Origin of the sequence: Pseudomonas sp. GOM6, from assembly GCF_029537485.1 — a bacterium.
GTDB lineage: Bacteria > Pseudomonadota > Gammaproteobacteria > Pseudomonadales > Pseudomonadaceae > Aquipseudomonas.
On record NZ_JARPUS010000012.1, the window covers coordinates 48,953 to 73,775 of the forward strand.

23 protein-coding genes are annotated in these 24,823 nt (G+C 64.5%); 12 read left to right on the plus strand and 11 right to left on the minus strand.

Translation table 11 applies throughout. The features are described 5' to 3' along the window. Window positions 1–31 precede the first annotated feature (31 nt). The 3 genes from P7A97_RS14810 (at window position 32) to P7A97_RS14820 (ending at window position 2,976) form a co-directional block, all read left to right on the plus strand. Entirely contained in the window at window positions 32–1,270 is a 1,239-nt protein-coding gene (locus P7A97_RS14810) for a serine/threonine protein kinase (protein WP_277690820.1), read from the plus strand. Further along, the gene (locus P7A97_RS14815; protein WP_277690727.1) at window positions 1,263–2,036 is read left to right on the plus strand and encodes a VacJ family lipoprotein; all 774 of its coding nucleotides are present in this window, start codon (window positions 1,263–1,265) and stop codon (window positions 2,034–2,036) included. Before P7A97_RS14810 ends, P7A97_RS14815 begins: the two co-directional genes overlap by 8 nt. Before the next feature lie 91 nt (window positions 2,037–2,127). Beyond that, a complete protein-coding gene (locus P7A97_RS14820; RefSeq protein WP_277690728.1) occupies window positions 2,128–2,976 on the plus strand; it encodes a pirin family protein in 849 nt (282 codons plus the stop codon). A gap of 4 nt (window positions 2,977–2,980) precedes the next feature. Here the strand turns inward: P7A97_RS14820 and P7A97_RS14825 are convergent, their stop codons facing one another. After that, window positions 2,981–4,192, minus strand: coding sequence for a patatin-like phospholipase family protein (locus tag P7A97_RS14825; protein WP_277690729.1), 1,212 nt, complete (start codon window positions 4,190–4,192; stop codon window positions 2,981–2,983). 39 nt (window positions 4,193–4,231) lie between these two features. Further along, the gene (locus P7A97_RS14830; protein ID WP_277690732.1) at window positions 4,232–5,158 is read right to left on the minus strand and encodes a lipid A biosynthesis lauroyl acyltransferase; all 927 of its coding nucleotides are present in this window, start codon (window positions 5,156–5,158) and stop codon (window positions 4,232–4,234) included. A 110-nt stretch (window positions 5,159–5,268) separates the two neighbouring features. Between P7A97_RS14830 and minC the strand changes: the two genes are divergently transcribed. The 7 genes from minC (at window position 5,269) to codA (ending at window position 11,842) form a co-directional block, all read left to right on the plus strand. Then, complete coding sequence (minC, locus tag P7A97_RS14835; protein WP_277690733.1) at window positions 5,269–6,000, plus strand: septum site-determining protein MinC; 732 nt, start codon at window positions 5,269–5,271, stop codon at window positions 5,998–6,000. A gap of 99 nt (window positions 6,001–6,099) precedes the next feature. Then, complete coding sequence (gene minD, locus P7A97_RS14840; RefSeq protein ID WP_277690734.1) at window positions 6,100–6,912, plus strand: septum site-determining protein MinD; 813 nt, start codon at window positions 6,100–6,102, stop codon at window positions 6,910–6,912. Next, complete coding sequence (minE, locus tag P7A97_RS14845) at window positions 6,912–7,166, plus strand: cell division topological specificity factor MinE (RefSeq protein WP_021701941.1); 255 nt, start codon at window positions 6,912–6,914, stop codon at window positions 7,164–7,166. The genes minD and minE overlap by 1 nt, the downstream gene beginning before the upstream one ends. Window positions 7,167–7,222: 56 nt before the next feature. Continuing rightward, entirely contained in the window at window positions 7,223–7,858 is a 636-nt protein-coding gene (locus P7A97_RS14850) for an RluA family pseudouridine synthase (RefSeq protein ID WP_068827966.1), read from the plus strand. 245 nt (window positions 7,859–8,103) lie between these two features. After that, on the plus strand, window positions 8,104–9,372 hold the full coding sequence (gene codB, locus P7A97_RS14855; protein ID WP_277690735.1) for a cytosine permease: 1,269 nt from the start codon (window positions 8,104–8,106) through the stop codon (window positions 9,370–9,372). Beyond that, the gene (locus tag P7A97_RS14860; RefSeq protein WP_277690736.1) at window positions 9,369–10,592 is read left to right on the plus strand and encodes a PucR family transcriptional regulator; all 1,224 of its coding nucleotides are present in this window, start codon (window positions 9,369–9,371) and stop codon (window positions 10,590–10,592) included. The genes codB and P7A97_RS14860 overlap by 4 nt, the downstream gene beginning before the upstream one ends. A 14-nt stretch (window positions 10,593–10,606) precedes the next feature. Then, a complete protein-coding gene (gene codA / locus P7A97_RS14865; RefSeq protein ID WP_277690737.1) occupies window positions 10,607–11,842 on the plus strand; it encodes a cytosine deaminase in 1,236 nt (411 codons plus the stop codon). A gap of 97 nt (window positions 11,843–11,939) precedes the next feature. On the opposite strand, the gene acs is transcribed toward codA, so the two are convergent. From acs to P7A97_RS14905, 8 genes are all read right to left on the minus strand, one after another. Then, the gene (acs, locus tag P7A97_RS14870) at window positions 11,940–13,895 is read right to left on the minus strand and encodes an acetate--CoA ligase (protein WP_277690738.1); all 1,956 of its coding nucleotides are present in this window, start codon (window positions 13,893–13,895) and stop codon (window positions 11,940–11,942) included. Between the two features lie 257 nt (window positions 13,896–14,152). After that, window positions 14,153–15,136, minus strand: a complete 984-nt coding sequence (locus P7A97_RS14875; RefSeq protein WP_277690739.1) for a LysR family transcriptional regulator — start codon at window positions 15,134–15,136, stop codon at window positions 14,153–14,155. Between the two features lie 84 nt (window positions 15,137–15,220). Then, window positions 15,221–16,669: a diaminopimelate decarboxylase gene (gene lysA / locus P7A97_RS14880; protein ID WP_277690740.1), complete on the minus strand. Its 1,449-nt coding sequence runs from the start codon at window positions 16,667–16,669 to the stop codon at window positions 15,221–15,223. A 29-nt stretch (window positions 16,670–16,698) separates the two neighbouring features. After that, window positions 16,699–17,481, minus strand: a complete 783-nt coding sequence (locus tag P7A97_RS14885) for an ATP-binding cassette domain-containing protein (RefSeq protein WP_277690742.1) — start codon at window positions 17,479–17,481, stop codon at window positions 16,699–16,701. Then, a complete protein-coding gene (locus P7A97_RS14890) occupies window positions 17,478–18,221 on the minus strand; it encodes an ABC transporter permease (protein WP_277690743.1) in 744 nt (247 codons plus the stop codon). Before P7A97_RS14890 ends, P7A97_RS14885 begins: the two co-directional genes overlap by 4 nt. Next, entirely contained in the window at window positions 18,218–18,943 is a 726-nt protein-coding gene (locus tag P7A97_RS14895; RefSeq protein WP_277690745.1) for an ABC transporter permease subunit, read from the minus strand. The genes P7A97_RS14890 and P7A97_RS14895 overlap by 4 nt, the downstream gene beginning before the upstream one ends. 81 nt (window positions 18,944–19,024) lie before the next feature. Continuing rightward, a complete protein-coding gene (locus P7A97_RS14900; RefSeq protein WP_277690747.1) occupies window positions 19,025–19,813 on the minus strand; it encodes an ABC transporter substrate-binding protein in 789 nt (262 codons plus the stop codon). Window positions 19,814–20,183: 370 nt separating this feature from the next. After that, on the minus strand, window positions 20,184–21,737 hold the full coding sequence (locus P7A97_RS14905) for a sigma-54-dependent transcriptional regulator (RefSeq protein WP_277690749.1): 1,554 nt from the start codon (window positions 21,735–21,737) through the stop codon (window positions 20,184–20,186). 210 nt (window positions 21,738–21,947) lie between these two features. Between P7A97_RS14905 and P7A97_RS14910 the strand changes: the two genes are divergently transcribed. Both P7A97_RS14910 and P7A97_RS14915 read left to right on the plus strand, forming a co-directional pair. Continuing rightward, window positions 21,948–22,733 carry a winged helix-turn-helix domain-containing protein gene (locus tag P7A97_RS14910; RefSeq protein WP_277690750.1) on the plus strand — a complete coding sequence of 262 codons (786 nt, stop codon included), beginning with the start codon at window positions 21,948–21,950 and terminating at the stop codon, window positions 22,731–22,733. After that, on the plus strand, window positions 22,726–23,232 hold the full coding sequence (locus P7A97_RS14915) for a hypothetical protein (protein WP_277690751.1): 507 nt from the start codon (window positions 22,726–22,728) through the stop codon (window positions 23,230–23,232). The genes P7A97_RS14910 and P7A97_RS14915 overlap by 8 nt, the downstream gene beginning before the upstream one ends. A 12-nt stretch (window positions 23,233–23,244) precedes the next feature. Here the strand turns inward: P7A97_RS14915 and P7A97_RS14920 are convergent, their stop codons facing one another. Further along, the gene (locus P7A97_RS14920; protein WP_277690752.1) at window positions 23,245–24,816 is read right to left on the minus strand and encodes a response regulator; all 1,572 of its coding nucleotides are present in this window, start codon (window positions 24,814–24,816) and stop codon (window positions 23,245–23,247) included. Between the last annotated feature and the right edge of the window lie 7 nt (window positions 24,817–24,823).

Below are 24,823 nucleotides of genomic sequence, written 5' to 3' on the forward strand. Positions count from 1 at the left end.
CAGCAGTCTGCTCTGCTGCGCAGCCCCCGCAATGGCTGTCGACATCGACGCCAGCAGCTACGGTTACCCACTGAGCAACCCGTTCGAAGCCACCATCGCCACTACCCCCCCGGATCTGCGCCCACAGGTGCCCAGCGACGAGGACATCGACCAGGCCGACTACGACATCAAGCTGCGCCCCGAGCGCGAATTCGAGCTGCCTGAAAACTTCTGGCCAGTAACCAAGCTGCGCTATCGCCTGGCTCGCCAGGACGGCAAGGCGCCGCTGATTTTCATCATCGCCGGCACTGGCGCCAGCTTCGCCAGCGGCAAGACCGACGAGCTCAAGCGGCTGTTTTACGGCGCCGGCTACCACGTGATCCAGTTGTCGTCGCCAACCAGTTACGACTTCATGAGTGCCGCCTCGCGTACCGCCACGCCAGGCATTTCCAGCGACGATGCCGAAGACCTGTACCGGGTGATGATGGCCATCAGTGCCCAGCATCCGGACATCGAAGTCAGCGACTACAACCTGACCGGCTATAGCCTCGGCGGCCTGCATGCTGCTTTCGTCAGCAAGCTGGACGAGCAGCAGCGCCATTTCAACTTCAAGCGCGTCCTGCTGCTCAATCCGCCGGTCAACCTGTACACCTCGGTCAACAACCTGGATCGCCTGGTGCAAACCCGAGTGAAAGGCATCGATGACCACACCAACTACTTCGAGCTGGTCCTGGCCAAACTGGCCCGCTACTTCGAAGAGCAGGGCAAGGTCGACCTCAACGAAGCGATGCTCTACGACTTCCAGCGCTCGGGGCAGAAGCTCAGCAACGAAGAACTGGCCATGCTGATCGGCAGCTCCTTCCGCTTTTCGGTATCGGACATGGCCTTCACCGCGGACCTGATCAACCGTCGCGGCCTGATCACCCCGCCGAACTATCCAATCAGCGAAGGCACCAGTCTCACGCCGTTTTTCAAGCGCGCCCTGCAATGCGACTTCGACTGCTACATCGTCGAGCAGTTGGTGCCCCACTGGCGCAAGAAATACAGCGGCGGCAGCCTGTTGCAGCTGATCGACCAGGTCAGCCTGTACGGCCTGGAGGATTACCTGAAAACCAGCCCGAAGATCGCCGTGATGCACAACGCCGACGACCTGATCCTCGGCCCTGGTGATATCGGTTTCCTGCGCCGCACCTTTGGCGAGCGCCTGACCCTGTACCCGCATGGCGGGCACTGCGGCAACCTCAATTACCGCGTCAACAGCGACGCCATGCTGGAGTTCTTCCGTGGCTAGAAAATGGATTCTTTCGCTCGCCCTGTCCCTCGCCGCCGGCCTGGCTCAGGCCGACACCACCGCAGCGGAGAACGACGGTTTCACCCGCCCGCTGGATCAGTTGCAGTTCAACCCGTACCTGGACCAGCGCGAATTCGAACGTTCCACCCTCGACGCGCTGCAGGTCTACGATCCCTGGGAATCGTGGAATCGCCGGGTCTACCACTTCAACTACCGCTTCGATGAATGGGTCTTTCTGCCGGTGGTGCGCGGCTATCGCTACGTCACGCCAGGCTTCGTGCGCAGCGGCGTGAACAACTTTTTCAGCAACCTGGGTGACATCCCCAACCTGCTCAACAGCCTGCTGCAGTTCAAGGGGCAACGTTCGCTGGAAACGACCGGACGCCTGCTGATCAACACCACCATCGGCATCGCCGGCCTGTGGGACCCGGCCACCCGCATGGGCCTGCCCAAGCACAGCGAGGATTTCGGCCAGACCCTGGGCGTGTATGGCGTGCCGGATGGCCCCTACGTGGTACTGCCGTTTCTCGGCCCCTCCAACCTGCGTGACACCGGGGGCAAGGTGTTCGACTTCGCCGCCGAAAGCCAGGTCAATTACCTGAACGTCGCCGAGGTCAGCAGCGATCACCCGGAGATCACCGCCCTACGCGTCGTGGACATCCGCGACAGCACCAACTTCCGCTACGGCCAGACCAACAGTCCGTTCGAGTACGAGAAGGTGCGTTTCGTCTATCGCGAGGCGCGCAAGATCCAGGTCGCCGAGTGATCGATTAAGTCGATTGATTTCGTGGAAAATTTGCAAACATCCATTCAATAAAGCTGGCTAGCATGGGCACATTCCACCTGAGGAGGTGCCCATGACTCAGTTCCGTAAAGTACTCGCCCAGCATATCGGCCAGCCCACTTCGGACGGCGCAGGCGTGCGTCTGACCCGTGTATTCGGCGGCGCTGGTATCGAACGCTTCGATCCGTTTCTGATGCTCGACGAATTCGGCTCGGAGAACCCGGATGACTACATCGCCGGCTTCCCGCCCCATCCTCATCGCGGCTTCGAAACCATCACTTACATGCTCGAAGGGCGTATGCGCCATGAGGATCACCTGGGCAACGTCGGCCTGCTGGAAAGTGGCGGCGTGCAGTGGATGACGGCAGCCCGCGGCATCATTCACAGTGAAATGCCCGAGCAGGAACAAGGCGTGATGCGCGGCTTCCAGCTGTGGCTCAACCTGCCGGCCAAGGACAAGCTCGGCGATGCCGGCTACCGCGACTATGCACCCAGCGAGATTCCGCAACTGACCACGGCCGATGGCGTGGCGGTGAAGGTTATCGCCGGCCGCTTTGACGACGGCGAGATGCAGCACGATGGTGCCGTACAGCGTCCGCATACCATGCCGCAGCTATTCGACCTGCACCTGCCGGCCGGCAGCCGCGTGACACCACGGCTGGCCGAGGGGCAGCGGGTTCTGCTCTACGTGTATGAAGGCGAACTGGCGGTCAATGGCCATGTCGTGAGCCGCAGTCGCCTGGCGCGTCTTTCCGACAGTGGTGCCATCGAACTGAGCAGCGCCGAGGGCGCGCGGGTATTGCTGATCGCCGGCACACCTATGAACGAACCCATCGTGCAGTACGGCCCATTCGTGATGAACAGCCGCGAGGAGATCGAACAGGCCCTGCGCGACCTGCGTGACGACCGCCTGACCGCGTGAGTTTTCAGCGCGTGGACGGAACGAATGCCGCAGCCAGGTCGTCTGGCGCCGGTTCCGCACTGAGAAAACGCAACAGGAACTCTTTCTGCGCCATGGCGTCCTGGAACCCCAGTTCGATCAGCTCGTTGCAATAGCCCGGCTCGAACAGCAGGTAGCTGAGCACGCCGGCACCGCTGGCACGGGTCGCCCCCGGTCCACGCAGGAAAAAGCGCATGGCCTTGGGCAACTCGTGGCGATGGCGGGCGGCGATCTGATCCAGCGGCTGACTGGGGGCGATTACCAGCACCTCCACCGGTTTCAGCCCCAGGCCACGCGGATGCAGGCCGGATGGCACCAGGCGGCTCATATGATTGAGCCGTTCGAGCAGTTCGATATCGCTTTCCAGGCTATCGATAAAGGTGCTGTTGAGCATGTGCCCGCTGATCTGTGCCAGGGTCGGCGGCAGACCGCTACGCGGGCGCACCACTTCCTGATGGACACCCTTGCCCAGCGGATTGCCACTTACCCCTACCACCAGCACCCGGCTGGCGCCCAGGTGCAGCGCTGGGCTGATCGGCGCCGGCTGGCGTACCGCACCATCACCGAAATATTCGCGATTGATTTTCACCGGTGGGAACACCAGCGGGATGGCCGCGCTGGCCTGCAGGTGATTGAGGTCCAGGCGGGTCGGTACGCCCACGCGACGATGGCGAAACCAGGGGTCGATGGTCGCGCGCCCCTGGTAGAACGTCACCGCCTGGCCGCTCTCGTAACCAAAGGCCGTGACCGCCACCGCCCGCAACTGACGCGCCCGCACAGCCGCGGCGATCCCCGAAAAATCCAGCTCACGGGCCAGCAGCTCGCCCAGCGGCGCACTGTCGAGCAGTGCCACCGGTTGCTGCTTGCCAAGGCCCAGCAGGCTGTGACCGAGGAAACGACTGGCCTGGTGCAAGACGCCGGGCCAGTCGCTGCGATACACATCACCACAGTGAAAGCCCTGCCAAACCTGCGTCAGCCGCTGTACCGCAGTGCTGAAATGCAGTGCGCCACAGGCCAGGCCAACGGCATTGATGGCGCCGGCCGAAGTACCGACGATGACCGGAAAAGGATTATCCGCCGTTTCGCCGAGCAGATCGGCGATAGCCGCGAGCACCCCCACCTGATAGGCCGCCCGTGCGCCACCGCCGGAAAGAATCAGCCCGGTGATGGGCCTGGCACGGTCTTCGGCTGGTGTCATGGGCACTGTTCCTTGGCTTTCTGACGAGTATAGAACCGGCTATTTGCGGTACAGCTTGGCCTCGCCCTCAGGCCGCGTCTTGAAACGGCGATGTGCCCAGAGGTACTGCTCGGGACACTGACTGACCGCCTGCTCGATCCACTGATTGATGCGCAGACAATCGGCCTCCTCGCTTTCACCCGGGAAGTCCAGCAGCGGCGGATGGATGACCAGGCGATACCCCGAACCGTCGGCCAGGCGCTCCTGGGTGAAGGGCACCACCCGCGCCTTGCCCAGGCGGGCGAACTTGGTGGTGGCGGTGACAGTCGCCGCGGTGATGCCGAACAGCGGCACGAAGATACTCTGCTTGGGACCGTAATCCTGATCCGGCGCGTACCAGATCGCACGACCGGCGCGCAGCACCTTGAGCATGGCGCGAATGTCCTCGCGCTCAATGGCCGTGGCATCCCGGTTGTGGCGTTCGCGGCCGCGACGCTGAACGAAGTCAAACAGCGGGTTCTTGTGCTCGCGGTACATGCCATCGATGGTCTGCCGCTGACCGAGCAGCGCCGCGCCGATTTCCAGGGTAGTGAAGTGCAGCGCCATGAGGATCACGCCCTGCCCCTCTTGCTGAGCCTGCTGCAGATGCTCCAGCCCCTCAATGTGCGCCAGCTTGGCCAGCCGCTCCTTAGGCCACCACCAGCTCATGGCCATCTCAAAGAAGGCGATGCCAGTGGAGGCGAAGTTCTCCTTCAGCAGCCGCTCTCGCTCGGCCACGGACAACTGTGGAAAACACAGCTCCAGATTGCGTGCGGCGATGCGCCGCCGCGAGCCGGCCACCCGATACATCAGCGCGCCCAGGCCACGGCCCAGCACCAGTAGTGCCCGATACGGCAGCTGCACCACCAGCCACAGCAGCCCGAGGCCCAACCAGAGCGGCCAGAAGCGTGGGTGGAGGAAAGAGCGGCGAAATTGCGGGCGATCCATGGTGATTCCAGGCTGTCGAGGAAGCCCGGCATTCTACAGAACTCCGCCCGGCTTGCGGCGCTGCCCCCATATCGCTATAAGTCGTGCCCATTCATTGCAGTGGGCAGACCATGAGCCAAGCCGACCTCCTCGACCAAGACCCCGTGTTCCAGCTCAAAGGCAGCATGCTCGCCATCACTATCCTGGAACTGGCGCACAACGACCTGGAGCGCCTGGATCGGCAGCTGGCGGATAAAGTCGCCCAGGCCCCCAACTTCTTCCAGAACATTCCCCTGGTACTGGCCCTGGACAAGCTGCCGGAAGGCGAAGGCGAACTCGACCTGGGCAAGCTGATGGAAGTCTGCCGCCAGCACGGCCTGCGCACCCTGGCCATCCGCGCCACCCGTGACGATGACATCGCTGCCGCCGAAGCGCTGGACATTCCCGTGCTGCCGCCTTCGGGCGCGCGCGAGAAACTGATCGAGCCGGCGGAGAGCCGCAAGAAGCCGGAAAAGCCTGCCGAACCCATGGTCAAACCGACCAAGGTGATCACCAGCCCGGTGCGCGGCGGCCAGCAGATCTATGCCCAGGGAGGCGATCTGGTGGTCATGGCGGCGGTCAGCCCCGGCGCGGAACTTCTCGCCGACGGCAATATCCATGTGTACGGCCCGCTGCGCGGACGTGCCCTGGCTGGCGTCAAGGGCGACGCCAAGGCACGAATTTTCTGTCAGCAAATGGGCGCCGAAATGCTGTCAGTGGCGGGTCAGTACAAGACCGCCGAAGACCTGCGCCGCGATCCGCTCTGGGGCCAGTCGGTGCTGGTCAGTCTGTCGGGTGACGTGTTGAACATCACCCGCCTTTAACGGATACTGCGGCCAATTTTCAGGGACCAAAAGGGCATCCGGAAGCCAGTCTTTTCGGCTCGGTAATGCCCTCTTTTCATACACTTGGGGTAAAACACCTTGGCCAAGATCCTCGTAGTCACTTCCGGCAAAGGCGGCGTGGGCAAAACCACCACGAGCGCCGCCATCGGCACCGGCCTGGCCCTGCGCGGCCACAAGACCGTGATCGTCGACTTCGACGTCGGTCTGCGTAACCTCGACCTGATCATGGGCTGCGAACGCCGCGTGGTGTACGACTTCGTCAACGTCATCAATGGCGAAGCGACACTGACCCAGGCCCTGATCAAGGACAAACGCCTGGAAAACCTCTACGTCCTGGCCGCTAGCCAGACCCGCGACAAAGACGCCCTGACCAAGGAAGGCGTCGGCAAGGTCATCGACGAGCTGGCGCAGAACTTCGAATACGTGATCTGCGACTCGCCGGCCGGCATCGAGACCGGTGCTCACCTGGCCATGTACTTCGCCGACGAAGCCATCGTCGTGACCAACCCGGAAGTGTCCTCGGTACGTGACTCCGACCGCATGCTCGGCCTGCTGGCCAGCAAGTCGCGCCGCGCCGAGCAGGGCCTGGAGCCGATCAAGGAGCGCCTGCTGCTGACCCGCTACAACCCGGAGCGCGTCACCAAGGGCGAAATGCTCGGTGTGGAAGACGTCGAGGAGATCCTCGCCATCAACCTGCTGGGCGTCATCCCGGAATCCCAGGCCGTTCTGAAAGCGTCCAACCAGGGCGTGCCGGTCATCCTCGATGACCAGAGCGACGCCGGCCAGGCCTACGGCGATGCCGTCGACCGCCTGCTGGGCAAGGAAGTGCCGCATCGCTTCCTCGACGTACAGAAGAAAGGACTCATGCAACGCCTGTTTGGAGCGCGCTAATGAATATTTTCGACTTCTTTCGCGAACGTAAAAAGGAAACTCCTGCTTCGATCGCGAAAGAGCGTCTGTCGATCATCGTTGCCCACGAGCGCGGCCAGCGCAGTCAGCCGGACTATCTGCCGGCCCTGCAGAAGGAGCTGGTCGAGGTGATCCGCAAGTACGTGAATATCGAGCAGGATCAGGTGCAGGTCGCGCTGGAAAACCAGGGCAGCTGCTCGATTCTGGAACTCAACATCACCCTGCCGGATCGTTGATTCGCCAGGCGTAAGCAACGGCGGCCACGGCCGCCGTTGTCATTTGTGGAATCGCCATGCCGCTTTCGAATGTGCAAATCATCCACCAGGACGCCGCCCTGCTGGTGATCAACAAGCCCACCCTGCTGCTTTCCGTACCCGGCCGCGCCGAAGACAACCGCGACTGCCTGGTGACCCGCCTGCAGGAAAACGGCTACCCGGAAGCGCGCATCGTCCACCGCCTGGACTGGGAAACCAGCGGCATCATCGTCCTCGCCCGCGATGCCGACAGCCATCGCGAGCTGTCGCGCCAGTTCCACGACCGCGAAACCGAAAAAGCCTACACCGCCCTGTGCTGGGGCCAGCCCGAACTGGACAGCGGCAGCATCGACCTGCCCCTGCGCTACGACCCGCCGACCAAACCACGCCATGTGGTCGACCATGAACTGGGCAAGCACGCCCTGACCTTCTGGCGCGTGCTGGAACGTTGCGGCGACTACTGCCGGGTCGAGCTCACGCCGATCACCGGCCGCTCACACCAGTTGCGCGTGCACATGCTGTCCATCGGCCACCCGCTGCTCGGCGACGGCCTGTACGCCCACGAGCAGGCGCTGGCCGCCTGGCCGCGCCTGTGCCTGCACGCCAGCATGCTCAGCCTGACCCACCCGCAAACCGGTGAGCGCCTGCGCTTCGAAAGCCCGGCACCGTTCTGAAGCCAGTCCCGGGCTGAACGACTCCCTGCACTAAACGGTAGGTCGCAGTCTGGTGCGGTACATACCGTGCACGCACCACGGCAATGCACAGCCCACAAAACGAAACCCTGGAGCGAGCCATTTCAGGACTATTGTTGTGCATCATGCACAACACACACTGATCGTCCTGTCAGATCAGCAAGTGCCCTGTGCTTGGCACGCCCCCTGCTATCGCAAGGTCATCCCAGACCAACCGGAGCACCGCCATGAGCCTGACCACTCCCGATAGCGATTACCCCTTGAGCGAGGTGCCCAGCGGCGCGCGCAAGGGCCTGCTGTCCACCTCCATCCTGCTGTTCGGTTTTACCTTCTTCACCGCCACCATGTTCGCCGGCGGCAAGATTGGCATGGCCTTCGACTTCACCACCCTGCTCTGGGCTGCGGTGATCGGCAACCTGCTGCTCGGCCTGTACGCCGCCGTGCTCGGTCTGATCGCCAGCCGCAGCGGTCTGAACTCGGTACTGATGGGGCGTTTCTGCTTCGGCGAAGTGGGCAGCAAGCTGTCCGACATCCTCCTCGGTTTCACCCAGATCGGCTGGTACGCCTGGGGCACGGCGACCATCGCCATCGTCCTGGTCAAGCTGCTCGGCCTGTCTGAGAACCTGACCCTACCCCTGATGGTGCTGTTCGGTTTCGGCTTCTGCATCACCGCCTTCATCGGCTACAAGGGCCTCGACCTGCTGTCGCGCGTGGCGGTGCCGGCCATGCTGGTGCTGCTGGTCATCTCGCTGTGGCTCGCCACCCGCGACGCCGGCGGCCTGGCCGGCCTGCTGGCCGTGCAGCCCAAGGAAAGCATGAGCCTGAGCGTGGCCATCACCCTGGTGTTCGGCACCTTCGTCAGCGGCGCCACCCAGGCCACCAACTGGACACGCTTCGCCAGGAGCGGTCGCGTCGCCGTGCTGTCCAGCCTGTTCGGCTTCTTCATCGGCAACGGTCTGATGATCATTGCCGGTGCCTACGGCGCCATCGTCTACCAGCAACCGGATGTGGTCGAAGTGCTGGTACTGCAGGGTCTGTCGATGGCCGCGGTGGTGATGCTGTTCCTCAACCTGTGGACCACCCAGGACAACACCATCTACAACTTCGCCGCCGCCGGCTGCAACCTGCTGCGCACCGACAAACGCAAGACCGTGACCCTGGCCGGCGCCGCCATCGGCACCCTGCTCGCCCTGGGCGGCATGTACGAGATGCTGATCCCCTTCCTGATCCTGCTCGGCTCGATCATCCCGCCGATTGGCGGCGTGATCATGGCCGACTACTTCTACGGCCATCGCGCACGCTACCCGCGTCTGGCGGACACCTCCCTGCCGGCCTTCAACTGGTGCGGACTGCTCGCCTATGCCGCAGGCGCCCTCTGCGCCTACTTCTCGCCCTGGGTCGCGCCGCTGGTCGGCATCGCCGTGGCCGCGCTGGTCTATATCGTGCTGTTCGAACTACGCAAAGCCGTGGCCGCGCGTTCGCCGGCGCGCGCATGAGCCTCAGCGTGGCCGATGTCCTGGCGTTGCCAGGACTGGAAAGCATGACCCTGCGCGCCGGCGCGCGGGGCCTGCAGAGTGACGTGCGCTGGCCCTACGTGGCCGAGAACGAAGATATCGCCGACTGGGTGATGGGCGGCGAGCTGGTGTTCGTCACCGGCATCAACCACCCGCGCCCTGAAACCAACCTGCTGCTGTTGCTGCGCCAGGCTCACGAGCGCGGCAGCGCCGGCCTGGTGATCCTCACCGGCCCCGAGTTCATCCGCGCCATCCCGGACAGCGTGATCAGCGAAGCCGAGCGTCTGGGCGTACCGCTGATCGAGCAACCCTACGCGCTGAAAATGGTGGTCGTGACCCAGGCCATCGGCACCGCGCTGGTCCAGGCCCAGCAGATAGGCCGCTCGCGCCAGCAGTTGCTGGAGCAATTGCTGGAAGGTGACAGCCAGTCTGTCGAGGTGCTGCGCCAGCGTGCCGAGCGCCTCGGTCTGCGCCTGGACATGCCACGTCAGGTGGCTGTCCTCAGCCTGGAGGGCAGTGAACAGCTGTTTGTCAGCCATGAGGCACCAAGCGCGGAGCAACTGCTGCTGCTGCACCAGCAACAGCTGCAGGAGTGCCTGAATGCCGAGCTGGCCCAATTGGGCGATGCCCTGCCCCTGATCCGCCAGGGCCGCCACTGGATTGCGCTGCTACCGGCCGCCAGTAGCACTGATGAAGCTCGCAACCGCGAACGCATGGCCCGCCTGCTCGGCACCCTGCGCCCCTCCCTGCAACCGCTGCGTCCGTTCCTCGGCTTGGGCGGTGCTGGTTATCTACCGCCTCATTTTGCCCAGGGGCTGGGCGAAGCGCGCCAGGCCCTGGAGGTGGCCCAGCGTTTTCCCGAACGCCTGGGGCTGTGCGCCTTCGCCGAACTGGGCGTACTCGAACTGCTCGGCGCGATTCGTGACCGCAGCCTGCTCGACCGCTTCGTCGAGCGTGTGCTCGGCCCACTGATCGGCGACGATTCTCGGCATACACCGGTGCTGATGCCTACGCTGGAAGCCTGGTTCCAGGAAAACGGCAACCTGGTGCTGGCTGCCCAGCGCCTGCAGGTGCACCGCAATACCCTGAGTTACCGGATGCAGCGCATCGAGGCGCTGACCGGCTGCTCGTTCGATACCCCGCATGACCGCCTGAACATCAGTATCGCCCTGCTGATCCGGCGCCTGTCGGCCCCAGCCTGATAAGGAGAGTTTCCATGATCATTCGCAACGCCCGCCTGCGTGGCCGCGACGGCCTTCACAGCATCCGCCTGGAGGGCGCGCTGATCGCCGCCATAGACGCCCAGCCCACGCTGCAAGCCAGTGCCGCAGGCGAGCTCGACGCCGCCGGCAACCTGGTAATCCCACCCTTTATCGAGCCGCATATTCATCTCGACGCCACCCTGACCGCCGGCGAGCCGGCCTGGAACATGAGCGGCACGCTGTTTGAAGGCATCGAGCGCTGGGGCGAGCGCAAGGCAATGGTGACCCACGAGGACACCAAGACCCGCGCCAAAAAAACCATCGACATGCTGGTCGACCACGGCATCCAGCATGTGCGTACCCATGTCGACGTCACTGACCCGACTCTGGCAGCGCTCAAGGCCATGGTCGAAGTACGCGAGGAAACCCGCCACCTGATCGACATGCAGATCGTCGCCTTTCCCCAGGAAGGCATCGAATCCTTCACCAACGGCCGTGCCCTGATGGAGCAGGCGGTTGAGCTGGGCGCGGACGTGGTCGGCGGCATACCGCACTTCGAGAACACCCGCGACCAGGGCGTGTCGTCGATCAAGTTCCTCATGGACCTGGCCGAACGCACGGGCTGCCTGGTCGACGTGCACTGCGACGAAACCGACGACCCGCAGTCGCGCTTTCTCGAAGTGCTGGCCGAAGAAGCCCGCGTGCGCGGCATGGGCGCGCGCGTCACCGCCAGCCACACCACGGCCATGGGTTCCTACGACAACGCCTACTGCTCCAAGCTGTTCCGCCTGCTGAAGATGAGTGGCATCAACTTCATCTCCTGCCCGACCGAGAGCATCCACCTGCAGGGCCGCTTCGACACCTACCCCAAGCGCCGCGGCCTGACCCGCGTCGCCGAACTGGACCGCGCCGGCCTCAACGTCTGCTTCGCCCAGGACTCGATCGTCGACCCCTGGTACCCACTGGGCAACGGCAACATCATGCGCATCCTCGAAGCCGGCTTGCACATCTGCCACATGCTCGGTTACGAGGACCTGCAACGCTGCCTGGACCTGATCACCGACAACAGCGCACGCACCCTCAACCTGGGCGCGCGTTACGGGCTGGAAGTCGGCCGCCCGGCCAACCTGCTGATCCTGTCGGCGCCGGACGACTACGAGATGGTCCGTAGTCAAGGCCACGCGCTGGTCTCGATCCGCGCTGGCGAGGTGCTGATGCGGCGAACTCCCGCGCAGATCGAGCGAGCCTGATCGCCAACGCGAAGATCGGCCATCTCGGCCCGGCCGGTGGCCCAATAAAAAACCCCGGCTTGTGGCCGGGGTTGTGCACGCTGAACGAGCTGCCTAATCAGGCGACTTGCATGGTGCGATGGGTATCGATGAGGTGCTGCACCACGCCGGGATCGGCCAGCGTGGAGATGTCGCCGAGGGAGTCGTACTCGGCTGTTGCGATCTTGCGCAGGATGCGGCGCATGATCTTGCCCGAACGGGTCTTCGGCAGGCCCGGCGCCCACTGGATCACATCCGGCGTGGCAATCGGGCCGATTTCCTTGCGCACCCAGTTGCGCAGCTCCTGGCGCAGCTGCTCGGAAGCCTCTTCGCCGGCATTCAGGGTCACGTAGACATAGATGCCTTGCCCCTTGAGGTCGTGCGGCACACCGACCACCGCGGCCTCGGCGACTTTCGGGTGGGCGACCATGGCGCTCTCCACCTCGGCGGTGCCCATGCGGTGACCGGAAACGTTGAGCACGTCGTCCACCCGGCCGGTGATCCACCAGTAGCCGTCTTCGTCGCGACGGGCACCGTCACCGGTGAAGTACATGCCCTTGAAGGTCTTGAAGTAGGTGTCGACAAAACGGTCATGATCGCCGTACAGGGTGCGCGCCTGGCCCGGCCAGGAATCGATGATGACCAGGTTGCCCTCGGTGGCGCCTTCCAGAATGTTGCCGAGGTTGTCGACCAGCGCCGGCTGCACGCCGAAGAACGGCCGCGCGGCGGAGCCCGGCTTCATCGGGTGCGCACCCGGCAGCGGGGTCATCAGGCAGGCACCGGTTTCGGTCTGCCACCAGGTATCGACGATCGGGCAACGGCCCTGACCGACGTTCTCGTAGTACCACTGCCAGGCTTCCGGGTTGATCGGCTCACCGACCGAACCGAGCAGGCGCAGGCTGGAGCCATCGGCCCCCTCTACCGCCGCCTTGCCCTCGGCCATCATGGCGCGAATGGCGGTCGGCGCGGTGTAGAGAATATTGACCTTGTGCTTGTCGATGATCTTGGCCACGCGGGTGACGTCCGGGTAGTTCGGCACGCCTTCGAACATGACGGTGGTGGCGCCGTTGCTCAACGGCCCGTAGACCAGATAGGTGTGGCCGGTGACCCAGCCAATATCGGCGGTGCACCAGAAGACTTCGCCGGGGCGATAGTCGAACACCCGTTCGTGGGTCAGCGAGGCGTAGGTCAGGTAGCCGCCGGTGGTGTGCAGCACGCCCTTGGGCTTGCCGGTGGAGCCGGAGGTGTAGAGGATGAACAGCGGCTCTTCGGCGCCCATCTCCTTCGGCGCACAGGTGCTGCCGGCCACCTTCATCAGATCCTCGAACCACACATCGCGGTGCTGGTTCCACTTGATCTCGGAGCCGGTGCGCTTGGCCACTATGACTTTCTGGATGCTGCGCGTGTCCGGGTTGGTCAGCGCGTCGTCGACGTTGGCCTTGAGCGGGATCTTCTTGCCGCCGCGCAGTCCTTCGTCGGCGGTGATCACCACCTTCGACTGGCAGTCGATGATGCGCCCGGCCAGGGCCTCCGGCGAGAAGCCGCCGAACACCACCGAGTGGATGGCACCGATGCGGGTACAGGCGAGCATGGCCACCACCGCTTCCGGGATCATCGGCATGTAGATGGTCACCACGTCGCCGCGGTGTACGTCCTGGCCACGCAGGGCGTTGGCGAACTTGCATACCTGCTCGTGCAGCTCGCGGTAGGTGATTTCCTTGTGCTCGGAAGGATCGTCGCCCTCCCAGATGATCGCCACCTGATCGCCACGGGTTTCCAAATGGCGATCCAGGCAGTTGGCGGACACGTTGAGCGTACCGTCGGCGAACCACTTGATGTCGACATGGTGGTCGTCGAAGGAGGTCTGCTTGACCTTGGTAAAGGGCTTGATCCAGTCCAGACGCTTGCCCTGCTCACGCCAGAAGCCATCCGGGTTGACCACCGACTGCTGATACATGGCCTTGTAGGTGGCCTCGTCGGTCAGGGTATGGGCGGCCGCCTCGGGGCGTACGGGGTAGATGGATGCAGCGGTCATCGGGATACCTCAAGGGCGTTGTTTTTGTATGGCGTCTTTTGTATCCCCCGACCCTTTGTGGGGCCATTCGACCAAGGTCTTACCGGCGTAAGACCTTGGTCGACCCCAGGAAAATCAGGCAAAAAAAAGGCGACCCTCGGGAGGTCGCCGCCAATTTCATTCCGGGGAGGAATGTCAGAAACGCAATCCGGGTATCGCAGGAGCCGGATGCCTATAGTCTGTGCCCGCAGCACTTTGCCAGCCATTCAACCTTGGTCTTAGTCCTTGAAGTAGCGCTCACGCACCTCATCCACTGCAGCCTCGCGCAGCAGGGCGATAAACAGCTGCTCCACATCCGTCAACAGCTGGTTCTCCGGCGTCACCAGGTACACCTCGTTGACCGGCAGCTCGTCGTAGGGCGGCAGCTGGAACAGCAGGTTCTGCGCCACGTAGGGCTTGGCACCCTCCACGGTCAGCGCCCCAAAACCCAGGCCGGCGAGGATCAGCCGACGCACCTCCTCCTCGTTGGGCGACACCGCCACCAGGCGCCCCCAGAACTGCTGCTCGGCGCGCACGTTACTCACCGCACTGAGGCCCTCGCCGGGCTGGTCGCTTTCGAAGGAGATGTAGGCCAGCCCGCGCAGATCGGCGCTGATTAGGTCCTTGCGGCCGAACAACGGATGCGTCGACCCGCAGTAGAAGGCCATCTGCTCGTAGCCGAGCAGGTCGAAGTGCAGCCCGGTCTGGGCGGTCTTCTTGTTGCTGATGCCGATGTGCAGGCGATCCTGCGCCACCGCATCGACGATATGCGCGCTGGGCTCGGAACTGAGGCTGATCAGCACGTTGGGGTACTGCTGGTGAAAGCGCACCAGTGCCGCGTCGAAGGGTCGGCAGCAAACGTGGCTGGCCACCTGGATATGCAACTCACCAAGCACAGCACCGGCCTCACCGGCGTACTGTTCGGCCATCTTCTCCAGAATGCTGCCGGCCGAGGAGATGTATTCGTAGACCCGCAGCCCCTGCTCGGTCAGGGCGAACATGCCCTTGCGCCGCTGGATCAGGCGCATGCCCAGGTGTTCCTCCAGGCGCTTGAGTGCGTTGCTCACGCTCGGCTGGCTGAGCGACAGACGCCGGGCCGCGCCGGTGATGCTGCTTTCCTCGACGATGACCAGGAAGGTGTACAGCAGGTTCCAGTCCAGATTGCGCAGCAGGCGCTCGCGCGGCGACAGCATGATCGGTGATTCCCCCAGACAGACCGTCATGCCGACGGCTCCGGGCAGACCTTAGCATTGCCGCCGCCCCGAAGGGCAGCGCGGGCCTGCCCTCCAGGCGACAGGTCGTTACGCTCAGTCGACATCATGCGCCAGCAGGTCGGCATACTCGGCGCGGCGGCGGATCAGCCGGCTGCCCTGCTGCCGGTCGACCATCACCGCAGCGGCGGCCTGGCGCCCACAGTACTGGTTCATCATCTCCAGCGCGTAGGCACCGACATCGAGCAGCGCAATCACATCGCCCTGCGCCGTGGCGGCCGGCAGCTCGCGCAGGTTGGGCTGGTGCACCAGCACCTGCTCCAGCACCGCGCGATGCTCGGCCAGCGCCGGTTGCTCGGCGATCAGCTCGGCCACCGCGCCCTCGCCTTCGATGTCGTAATAGGTGTCGCTGCTGTCGCACAGCGGCCCGGCCATGCGGAACAACGCGGTGTCGGTGTCATCGGCGCGCGAGGCGTTGAGCATGTGGAAGTACCAGCCGATGTACAGGTCGAACAGCACGCTGTAGCCGGCATCCAGGTAGAACACTGGAGTCTGCCGCGCCTTGTGCGCCTCGATGCGAGTGAGCAGGATCGCCGTGTCGCTGACCATGCTGCGCCCCGGCTCGACGATGATCTGGATGTCCTGGCCCAGCGCCTGGCTGACCGGGCGGATCAGCTGGCGGGCGAGCGTGGCGAAGTCGATGTCGGTGCGGTAGCTTTCGCGGTAGTGCGGCGCCACCGGGGCGAAGTTCTCCTCGGCGCTGCTGTAGTTCTTGGCGAAGCCGCCGCCCAGGTTCACATGCTCCAGCGGGTATGGCAGGCGCGCATTGACCTCACGCACGTAGTCGATGAGGAAGGCCGCCTCGGCCTGGTACACGCCGATGTCGGTGATCTGCGTGCCGATATGCGCGTGCACGCCGACCATCTTCACCGCCTGCGGGTTGGCCAGAATCAGCTCGATGGCCTCGGCCTGCTCACCGGCGGTCATGCCGAACTTCGAGGTTGAGGTGCCGGTCTGCCAGCCCGCCGCTGCGCCGCCACGGATTTCCGGGATGATGCGCAGCGCCACGCGCGCCTGCTGCCGCAGTTCGCCGGCCACCGCGATGATGCGCTGCAGCTCGGACAGCGAGTCGACATTGATCGAGCCGATACCGGCGCCAATCACCTCGCGCAGCTCCTGCACCTGCTTGGCCACGCCGTTGAACACCAGCTCCTCGGGGGCAAATCCGGCGACCCGGGCCTTGTGGAATTCGCCGCCGGAATTGACCTCCAGCGACAACCCGCAGTCCTTGAACACCCTGAGCACGGCCAGGTTGGCGCAGGCCTTGCTGGCAAAGCACACGCGGGTATTGGCGTGCTCGCGGCGGAAGTTGTCGAGGATGTCGGCGGCGTTGCGGCGCAGCCGCGCCTCGGAATACACGTACAGCGGCGAGCCATAACGCTCGACCAGTTCGACGGCATTGACGCCATCGATCAGCAATTGGTTGTCGGCACTGGTCAGGTGTTCTTCGCGTTTCCACGGGTGCAGCGAGACGACTGAAGTCATGGGCAGGAACTCTAGGCAGTAAAAAAGTATCAGTGCTGGGCCGCCAGCAGGCGCCGCAGGTTGGGGGATTGCGGGTTGTCGAACAGCTGCTCGGGCGGCCCCTGCTCCTCGATCCGGCCCTGGTGCAGGTAGACCACGCGCGACGACACCTCGCGGGCGAAGCGCATCTCGTGGGTGACCATGATCATGGTGCGGCCCTCCTCGCCCAGCTCGCGGATCACCTTGAGCACCTCGCCAACCAGCTCGGGGTCGAGCGCCGAGGTCGGCTCGTCGAACAGCATCACCTCCGGGTCCATGGCCAGGGCACGGGCAATGGCCACGCGCTGCTTCTGCCCGCCGGACAGGCACTCGGGGTAGACGTGGCATTTCTCCAGCATGCCGACCCGCGCCAACAGGCTGCGCGCCTTGGCCTCGACCTCCTCGCGCGGCCGGCCGAGCACGGTGCAGGGGCCGAGCATCACGTTCTCCAGCACGCTCATGTGCGGCCACAGGTTGAACGACTGGAAGACCATGCCCAGGTGCGTACGCACCCGCTCGATCTGCCGCTGGCAGCGCCTGGAGCGCTTGCCATGCTTGTCGGCGGTCAGCTCCAGCTCCTCGCCCTGTACGCGCAGGGTGCCGCTGTCGGGAAATTCCAGCAGGTTCATGCAGCGCAGGAAGGTGCTCTTGCCCGAGCCACTGGAGCCGATGATGCTGATCACATCGTGTTTGTGCGCAGTCAGCGAAATGCCCTTGAGCACCTCGATGCCGGCGTAGGACTTGTGCAGGTGTTCCACCTCGAGGGCGGCCTGGGGAATCTGGATGGCAGTCATCGGGCCACTCCTGTGGACAGGCGGTTGAACAGCGAGCGGCGCTTGCCGGGCTGCGCGCTGCGGTTATGCAGGTGGCGGGTCAGGCAGGCCTCCAGGCGCCGCCAGAACAGCACGAACAGCGTGGTCATCAGCAGGTAGAGCACGGCGGCCCAGAAGTACACGGACAGGTCGAAGGTCTGCGAGAAGGCGCGACGGGTCTGGCCCATCACATCGAGCACGGTGATCACGCTGACCACCGCACTGCCCTTGAGCAGCAGGATGATCTCGTTGCCCAGGGCCGGGAACGCGATGCGGTACGCGTTGGGCAGGACGATCTTGCGGTACAGGTCGAAGCGGCGCATGCCCAGGGCCACGCCCGCCTCGATCTGCCCGCTGGGCACCGCACGCAGGCCGCCGCGCAGGATCTCCACCTGGTAGGCCGTGGAGTTGAGGACGAAGGTCAGCAGCGCGCAGTAGTAGGGATCGCGGAAGAACCACCACAGTCCCGCCTCGGTCAGCGGCACGCGGAACTGCCCCGAGCCGTAATAGACCAGGAACAGCTGGGCCAGCAGCGGCGTGCCACGAAAGAACGATACGTACAGGCGCACCGGCCAGCGCCAGGCGATGCTCGGGCTACGCCGCAGCAAAGCCAGCGGCAACGACAGGCAACCGGCCAGCAGCGCGGCGATCAGGGTGAGCTGCAGGGTCAGCCCGGCGCCGGACAACAGCTGCCCGGAAAAGCGTTCGAGAATGTCGATCATGCTGCACGCCCCTCACGTTCGAAGCCGCGGTTGGCACGGCGCTCCAGGCGGGCCAGACCCCACTCGCAGAGCAGGCAGATGGCCCAGTACACCAGGCACACCACCGCGAAAAACAGGAAGGGTTTCTTGGTCACCCCCACCGCCACGTTGGCCATGCGCATCAGGTCGTTGAGCGCGATCACCGACACCAGCGCGGTGTCCTTGATCAGGCTGACCCACAGGTTGCCCAGCCCCGGCAGCGCCAGGCGCAACAGCTGCGGCAACTCGATCAGGCGGAAGATGGTCAGCCGGCGCACGCCGATGGCCTGGGCCGCCTCCAGCTGGCCACGGTCCAGCGCCTGCCAGGCGCCACGCCAGACTTCGCTGGAGTAGCCGGCAAACACCATCGCCAGGGCAATTACGCCAGCCAGGAAAGGGCTCAGCTCGACCGGTAGCGCCTCCGGGTTGTGCCACTTGAGCAGGCGGTTAATCGCCAGCCCGACGCCGTGGTAGATGATGAACAGGGTCAGCAATTCCGGCAGACCGCGGATGGTGGTACTGAAGCCAACCGCCAGGGCCCGGCACAGCCGGCCGCCGAACAGTGCCATGGCCGCGACGGCCAGACCCAGCGCCAGCCCGACCGGCAATGTCGTCGCCGCCAGGGCCAGGGTCACACCCAGGCCGTGCAGCAGTTCATCGCCCCAGCCACCACCGGTGAAGCTCAGGTAGGAGAGCCACTCCATAGAACAGGCCTCTTCTCGCTCACAGGGAAGAAATCAGCGAGCCCCTGGCCTGCAGCAGGCCAGGGACAGCTAGGCGACGGTTTACTTCTGCAAGGTCAGCAGGTTGACCGAGAAGTACTTGTCGTTGATGGCCTTGTAGGTGCCATCGGCAATGATCGCGGCCAGGGCCTCGTTCAGCTCGTCACGTAGCGCCGCGTCTTCCTTGCGCAGGGCGATGCCGACGCCCTCGCCCACGTACTTGGCCTCGCTGATCGGCGCACCGGCGAGCACGCAGCAGGCGCCGTCCTCGGTCTTGGAGGTCCATTCCAGCATCGGGATCATGTCGCCGACCTGGGCGTCGAGGCGGCCGGAAGCCAGGTCGAGGTTGACCGCATCCTGAGTCGGGTACAGGCGCACGTCGGAGTCCGGGAACATCGCCGAGAGGTAGTCACCCTGGGTGGTCGAGCCTTGCGCGCCGATGGTCTTGCCGGCCAGGCCCTGGGGCGAGAAGTCCTTGAGGTCCGAGTCCTTGGGCACCACGAAGGTCATCGCCGACTTCTGGTAGGGCGCGGTGAAGGCGACCTTCTGCTTGCGCTCCTCGGTGATGAACATGGAGGCGATGATCAGGTCGTACTTGTCGGCCAGCAGCGCCGGGATGATGCCGTCCCAGTCCTGCGCGACGAACTGACACTTGGCTTTCATCTGCGCGCACAGGGCATTGCCGATATCGATATCGAAACCGCCCAGCTGGCCGTCTGCGGTGAAGAAGTTGAAGGGTGGATAGGCACCCTCAGTGGCGATGCGCAGGGTCTGGCCTTCGCTGGCCAGCGCGGCGGTGGTTGGCAGAATGGCCGAGGCAGCCAGCAGCAGGGAGCATAGAGTCTTGTTCATGTTGTTTTCCTCTAGGGCAATGGACGGTGAGGTACAGGCCCGGCCTGCTGTTGGCGGGGTGTGCGGCCTGTCTGCGGGCTAGAATCCGTCCGCCTTTCGCATTGTTCAAATGTATCTTTGAAATCTAATACATAGCTTAGAACTATGTGAAAGACATGCCCCAGGCCATCGCAGAGTGCGCCGAAATGCAGCAGTGGCAAGGCGCCGCCAGGTCTGGCAAACACACACAGACGCCCTATGCCGGTGCAGCCGGCTGGGCGTCAGTCAGGCAGAAGTGGACGCAAAAATGATCGGGAATGTCGCCCTCCGCACAAGGTGCGCGGAGAACAAATGGGGCTGATCCGTGAACCGCGCATCCCCCAGCAGACCCTCAGTCCCGCCCCAGCCCGTACTGACGCAGCTTGTTGGCGATGGTGGTGTGCGACACCCCGAGGCGCTTGCCCAGCTGGCGGCTGCTCGGATACTCGGCGTACAGGCGCTCCAGCACCACCTTCTCGAAGCGGCCGAGGATGGCGTCCAGATCGCCTTCGGTGGAGAACTCCCCGAGTGGCTGCGGCGCGCCGTAGTCCGGCAGGCGGATGTGCTCGGCCTTGACCAGCCCGCCGTCGCACAGCGACACAGCCTGGAACAGCACGTTCTCCAGCTGGCGCACGTTGCCCGGCCAGTGGTAGTGGGCCATGCGCTCGAAGGCCTGGGTTGCCAGCTTGGGCAGCGCGCAGCCGATCTGCCGGCTGGCCGAGTCGAGGAAGTGCTCCACCAGCGGGGCCAGGCCATCCAGGCACTCGCGCAGCGGCGGAATGTGCAGGCTGAGCACGTTGAGGCGGTGATACAGGTCCTGGCGGAACTCGCCTTTGCCGCACAGCTCGGACAAGTCGACCTGGGTGGCGCAGATCACTCGCACGTCCAGATACACCTCCTCGTCGCTGCCGACACGGCGGAAGCAACCGTCCTGCAGAAAGCGCAGCAGCTTGGCCTGCAGGCGCGGGCTCATCTCGCCGACGCCATCGAGGAACAACGTCCCGCCGGCGGTCAGTTCCAGCAGGCCGAGCTTGCCCTCCGGGCGCGCACCCTCGAAGGCACCGGGGCCGTAGCCGAACAGCTCGGTCTCGGCCATGGACTCCGGCAGCCCGGCGCAATTCAACGCCATGAAAGGTGACTGCCCACGCGGGCTGGCCAGGTGGCAGGCGCGCGCCAGCAGCTCCTTGCCGGTACCGGTCTCACCCTCGATCAGCAGCGGGGCGTCTAGCGGCGCCATGCGCCGGGCCTCGCGCACCACCGCGGCCATCACTTTCGAGCTCTGGAAGATCGAATCGAAGCCGCGCAGCTCGTGCTTGCGCACGTTGTAGATGCGCTCGCCAACCCGGTCGGCGCGGTGCAGGGTGAGCACGGCGCCGGCCAGCGCCTCGCTCTCGTCGTGCTCGGCCTGCAGCGGGGCGATATCGGCGAGAAACACGTCGCCCTTGACCTTGACCCGCAGGCCGTTGACCCGCGACTTGTTGGCGCGCACCAGCTCGGGCAGGTCGAAGTCCTCGATATAGCGCGACAGCGCCATGCCCGGCACCTCGTCGACGCGCACGCCGAGCAGCTGCGCCGCGCTGCGGTTGGCCGCGACGATGGCGCCGGCCATGTCGATGGACAGCACCGGAAAATCCAAGGCACCGAGCAACGCGTTGAGCTCAAGATGGCGCCGCTCACTGGGCATCAGCCCCACACGCTTGACCCCGAACACCCCGGCAATGGCTTCCAGCTTGGGGCGCAGCGCCTGGAACTGCAGATTGATCAGGTTCGGGCAGTGCAGGTAGATGGCGTTGCCCTGCTCGCCGCCCACTTCACCACGGGCGACGTTGATGCCGTAGTCGACCAGCAATTCGAGAATATCGCGCAGGATGCCAACACGGTTCTGGCAGTGGACTTTGATGCGCACGCGGGATGCCCCTGATTCGTTGTTGTAGTGGGGATGCGGATTTGCATCCGCCATTTTCGTAAAGAATATCTGACGAAAAGCAGAGCAACTATCGAGAAAGCGTCACCCACGACGCCATTCGTAACTCTTTCATTACAGGTCTATGCCGGGCATGCAGGCTACGCTGCTAGAGCCGGCACATCGCTCACTTCGTGCAACCAGGGACGCCGCATGAGCACCTACGTCATCGACCGCCTGATCCATTTCGACAACGAAGCCTTCGTGCTGTACGCCGCCACGGCCCCGGAAGAGCCGCTGCGCATCGGCGCCATCGCCAGCCGCTGCCTGACCCAGCTGCTGGACGCCAGGGGCGAGATCGTCAGCAAGCGCGATCTGATGAACGGAGCCTGGGGCGCCTTCGGCCTGGAGGTCACCGACAACAGCCTGGCCCAGACCATTCGCCAATTGCGTGTGGCACTGGACAAACTGCAACCCGACCATGAGCTGATCGTTACCGTACCGCGTATCGGCTACAAGCTCGGTGAATCGCTGGTCGAGCAGCTCGACCAGCCAGCGCCACCGGCTCCGCTATTGCCACAGACCGAGACAGCCCCCACGCCTATCCCCGCGCCAGCCAACCAGGCTGCATCGCCACCACGATGGCGGCCGCGCGAGCTGCTGCTGGGCCTGGCCGCCCTCGCCTGCTGGATACTGCTGTTCCTGCTACCGGGCCTGCTGCGCCCCACGGCGTTGCCCGAACGCCCCTTCGCCGAACACAGTGTGGAAGACATTGATGGCGTGCGCGTCCATCAGGAAGACATGCCCGCCAGCGCGCTGCAACCAAACAACCAGCAACTGGCCAGCCGCGCCAGAGAGCTTGCCCAGGCGCTGGGCATGAACGGGCGGGACCTGCATCTCTACCGCTTCGCCGACCAGTACCGCAGCCTCGATCTGCTGTGCCAGGGCGCCCTGCTGAAGCCCGACAGCCAATGCCTGGGAGTACAGGCCCATGACTAACCGGCAGCGCCTGCAACTCTGGGTATTTCTCGCCATCAGTGCTCTGAGCCTGGCCGCCGGCCTGCTGGTGGAGCGCGACGATCCGCCGCTCGACCAATTGTGCAGTGCCCGCACGGCGCAGGAGTTGGAAACAGCGGATGGCCGCCAGTGGTTGCTGCACCAGCATGCTCTCGACCTACGCGGCGACGGGCACGGCGATACCAAATCCAGCTCGCGCCTGCTGGAGGCGAGTGCCAGACAGACCCTGGGCTACCTGCATCGCACCACCAGCTTCACCCATCGTCGCGAAGGACAGCGCCTGCTCCTGCACGTACAGCGCAGCGACAAGAGCGAGACCGATAATCTTGAGAGCCAGCAACTGGCCAGCCTCGGCCTGTTTCTGTTTACCGAAGGTGTCGATCTGACCTTCAGCGTGCGCCGCCTGGGGCCGGACCGGATGCTGATCGGCAACGGCCTGGGGGTTGCCCTGCTCTGTGAACAGAACCTGCCGCACAACTGAACCACAGCGGCCTCAGATAGCCACCTCGAACTCGACATCCAGCGCATCGAGGCGAGGCAAGGCCAGCAGCAGGCGGGTGGTGTTGCGCGCATCGTCCACCTGCAGTTCCAGGCTGCCGCCCTGGGCCAGCGCCAACTGCCGGGCCGAGTAGGTCCCCAGACCACTGCCATTCTTCTTGCCCAGGCTGCTGTACTTGTCGAAGAAGTGCGGACGAAAGTCCGGCGGCACGGCCGGCTGGTTCTCCATGAGTACGTTCAGTTGCTCGCCCGCCCGCAGTTGCACGCGCACGCGACTACCCTCGGGGGCGGCCTCGCAGGCGTTCTTCAACAAATTGTTGAGCAGCGAGTAGCACAACCGCCGCTCGCCCAGGGCGCTCAAGGATTCACTGCAGGTCGGGTCAGGCAGGTCCAGCTCGATCACCAGCGCCTTGCTCTGATAAGTCATGCGAGCGGCCTCCACCATGCCGGCGAGCAGTGCTGGCAGTGCCACTGCGCTCGGCTGCAGTTCGAAGCTGCCTGTTTCGATGCGGTGCAGCACCGCCGACAGATCGATCATGCTCAGCACCTGCTGGCTGCTGTCCTCCAGCAATCGCAGCATGTGCTCCTGTCCGGGCAGCAGGTTGCCGCCTTCGAGCAGGCTGCGGGCAAGACCGAGGATGCCGCTGAGCGGCGCCTTGAGGTCATGCCGAACGATCTGCTCGACGTCGTCGCGCAGACGCGCCAGGTCCAGCAAACCGTTGTATTCGGCCTGCACCTGGCAATGCCGTTCGACGTGGCGCAGCAGGTTGCTGACCTGCAGGCGCAGCAGAGCGGGCTCGATCGGCTTGCCAACGAACTCCACCGCGCCCAGTTCCATGGCCTTGCGCCGTGCATCGGGCTCGTCCATCGCGGTGATGAAGATCAATGGAATCCGGCTGGCCTGCGGGTGGCTGCGCAACTGGCTGGCCAGTTCGAAGCCGTCCATGTTGGGCATCATCACATCGAGCAGCAGCAAGTCTGGCGGATCGTCCGAGGTGCAGATCGCCAGGGCCTTGCTGCCGTCCTGCGCCACGCGCACCCGGTAGTCCTCGCGGAACAGGCCGGCAATCAGGCTCAGGTTGTCCGGCATATCGTCCACCACCAGCAGAGTCGGGCGGCGCTGTGCCACCTTGGGCATCACCCTCGCTGCTTCGGACTTGGCCTGGACGGCGAGCTGCGGCTGTGGACGATGGCGCATGGCCCGAGCCAGGTGCTGAGCGAGATCCTGGGGGTTGTAGGGTTTGACCAGGATACTGCTCACCCCGCTGGTGATCAGTTGCTTGACCTGCTCGCGCTCGCATTCGGCGGTAATCATGATGAACGGCAGATGCGCCAGCTTCTGGTTTGCCCGCACCCACAGCAGCAGGTCGAGCCCGGACATCACCGGCATGTTCCAGTCAGAGACAATCACGTCGACCCGGCGCGCTTCGAGGATCTTGCGCGCCTCCAGGCCGTTGTTGGCCAGCAGTATCTGGCGCGCCCCGAGGCGGCTCAGCTGATTGCTGTTGATCCTGCGCATGGAGTCGGCGTCATCGACGACGAGAAACACACTCTGCTCGGTAATCATGTTGCTG

Excerpts from the sequence above, each read along its gene's own strand:
- P7A97_RS14875 (WP_277690739.1), bottom strand. The coding sequence starts at position 15,136 with ATGACGGTCTGTCTGGGGGAATCACCGATCATGCTGTCGCCGCGCGAG.
- P7A97_RS14920 (WP_277690752.1), bottom strand. The coding sequence starts at position 24,816 with ATGATTACCGAGCAGAGTGTGTTTCTCGTCGTCGATGACGCCGACTCC.
- P7A97_RS14825 (WP_277690729.1), bottom strand. The coding sequence starts at position 4,192 with ATGACACCAGCCGAAGACCGTGCCAGGCCCATCACCGGGCTGATTCTT.
- codB (WP_277690735.1), top strand. The coding sequence starts at position 8,104 with ATGAGCCTGACCACTCCCGATAGCGATTACCCCTTGAGCGAGGTGCCC.
- P7A97_RS14850 (WP_068827966.1), top strand. The coding sequence starts at position 7,223 with ATGCCGCTTTCGAATGTGCAAATCATCCACCAGGACGCCGCCCTGCTG.
- minC (WP_277690733.1), top strand. The coding sequence starts at position 5,269 with ATGAGCCAAGCCGACCTCCTCGACCAAGACCCCGTGTTCCAGCTCAAA.
- P7A97_RS14810 (WP_277690820.1), top strand. The coding sequence starts at position 32 with ATGGCTGTCGACATCGACGCCAGCAGCTACGGTTACCCACTGAGCAAC.
- P7A97_RS14895 (WP_277690745.1), bottom strand. The coding sequence starts at position 18,943 with ATGGAGTGGCTCTCCTACCTGAGCTTCACCGGTGGTGGCTGGGGCGAT.
- P7A97_RS14900 (WP_277690747.1), bottom strand. The coding sequence starts at position 19,813 with ATGAACAAGACTCTATGCTCCCTGCTGCTGGCTGCCTCGGCCATTCTG.
- P7A97_RS14830 (WP_277690732.1), bottom strand. The coding sequence starts at position 5,158 with ATGGATCGCCCGCAATTTCGCCGCTCTTTCCTCCACCCACGCTTCTGG.
- P7A97_RS14885 (WP_277690742.1), bottom strand. The coding sequence starts at position 17,481 with ATGACTGCCATCCAGATTCCCCAGGCCGCCCTCGAGGTGGAACACCTG.
- acs (WP_277690738.1), bottom strand. The coding sequence starts at position 13,895 with ATGACCGCTGCATCCATCTACCCCGTACGCCCCGAGGCGGCCGCCCAT.
- P7A97_RS14890 (WP_277690743.1), bottom strand. The coding sequence starts at position 18,221 with ATGATCGACATTCTCGAACGCTTTTCCGGGCAGCTGTTGTCCGGCGCC.
- P7A97_RS14915 (WP_277690751.1), top strand. The coding sequence starts at position 22,726 with ATGACTAACCGGCAGCGCCTGCAACTCTGGGTATTTCTCGCCATCAGT.
- codA (WP_277690737.1), top strand. The coding sequence starts at position 10,607 with ATGATCATTCGCAACGCCCGCCTGCGTGGCCGCGACGGCCTTCACAGC.
- minE (WP_021701941.1), top strand. The coding sequence starts at position 6,912 with ATGAATATTTTCGACTTCTTTCGCGAACGTAAAAAGGAAACTCCTGCT.
- P7A97_RS14820 (WP_277690728.1), top strand. The coding sequence starts at position 2,128 with ATGACTCAGTTCCGTAAAGTACTCGCCCAGCATATCGGCCAGCCCACT.
- P7A97_RS14910 (WP_277690750.1), top strand. The coding sequence starts at position 21,948 with ATGAGCACCTACGTCATCGACCGCCTGATCCATTTCGACAACGAAGCC.
- P7A97_RS14860 (WP_277690736.1), top strand. The coding sequence starts at position 9,369 with ATGAGCCTCAGCGTGGCCGATGTCCTGGCGTTGCCAGGACTGGAAAGC.
- lysA (WP_277690740.1), bottom strand. The coding sequence starts at position 16,669 with ATGACTTCAGTCGTCTCGCTGCACCCGTGGAAACGCGAAGAACACCTG.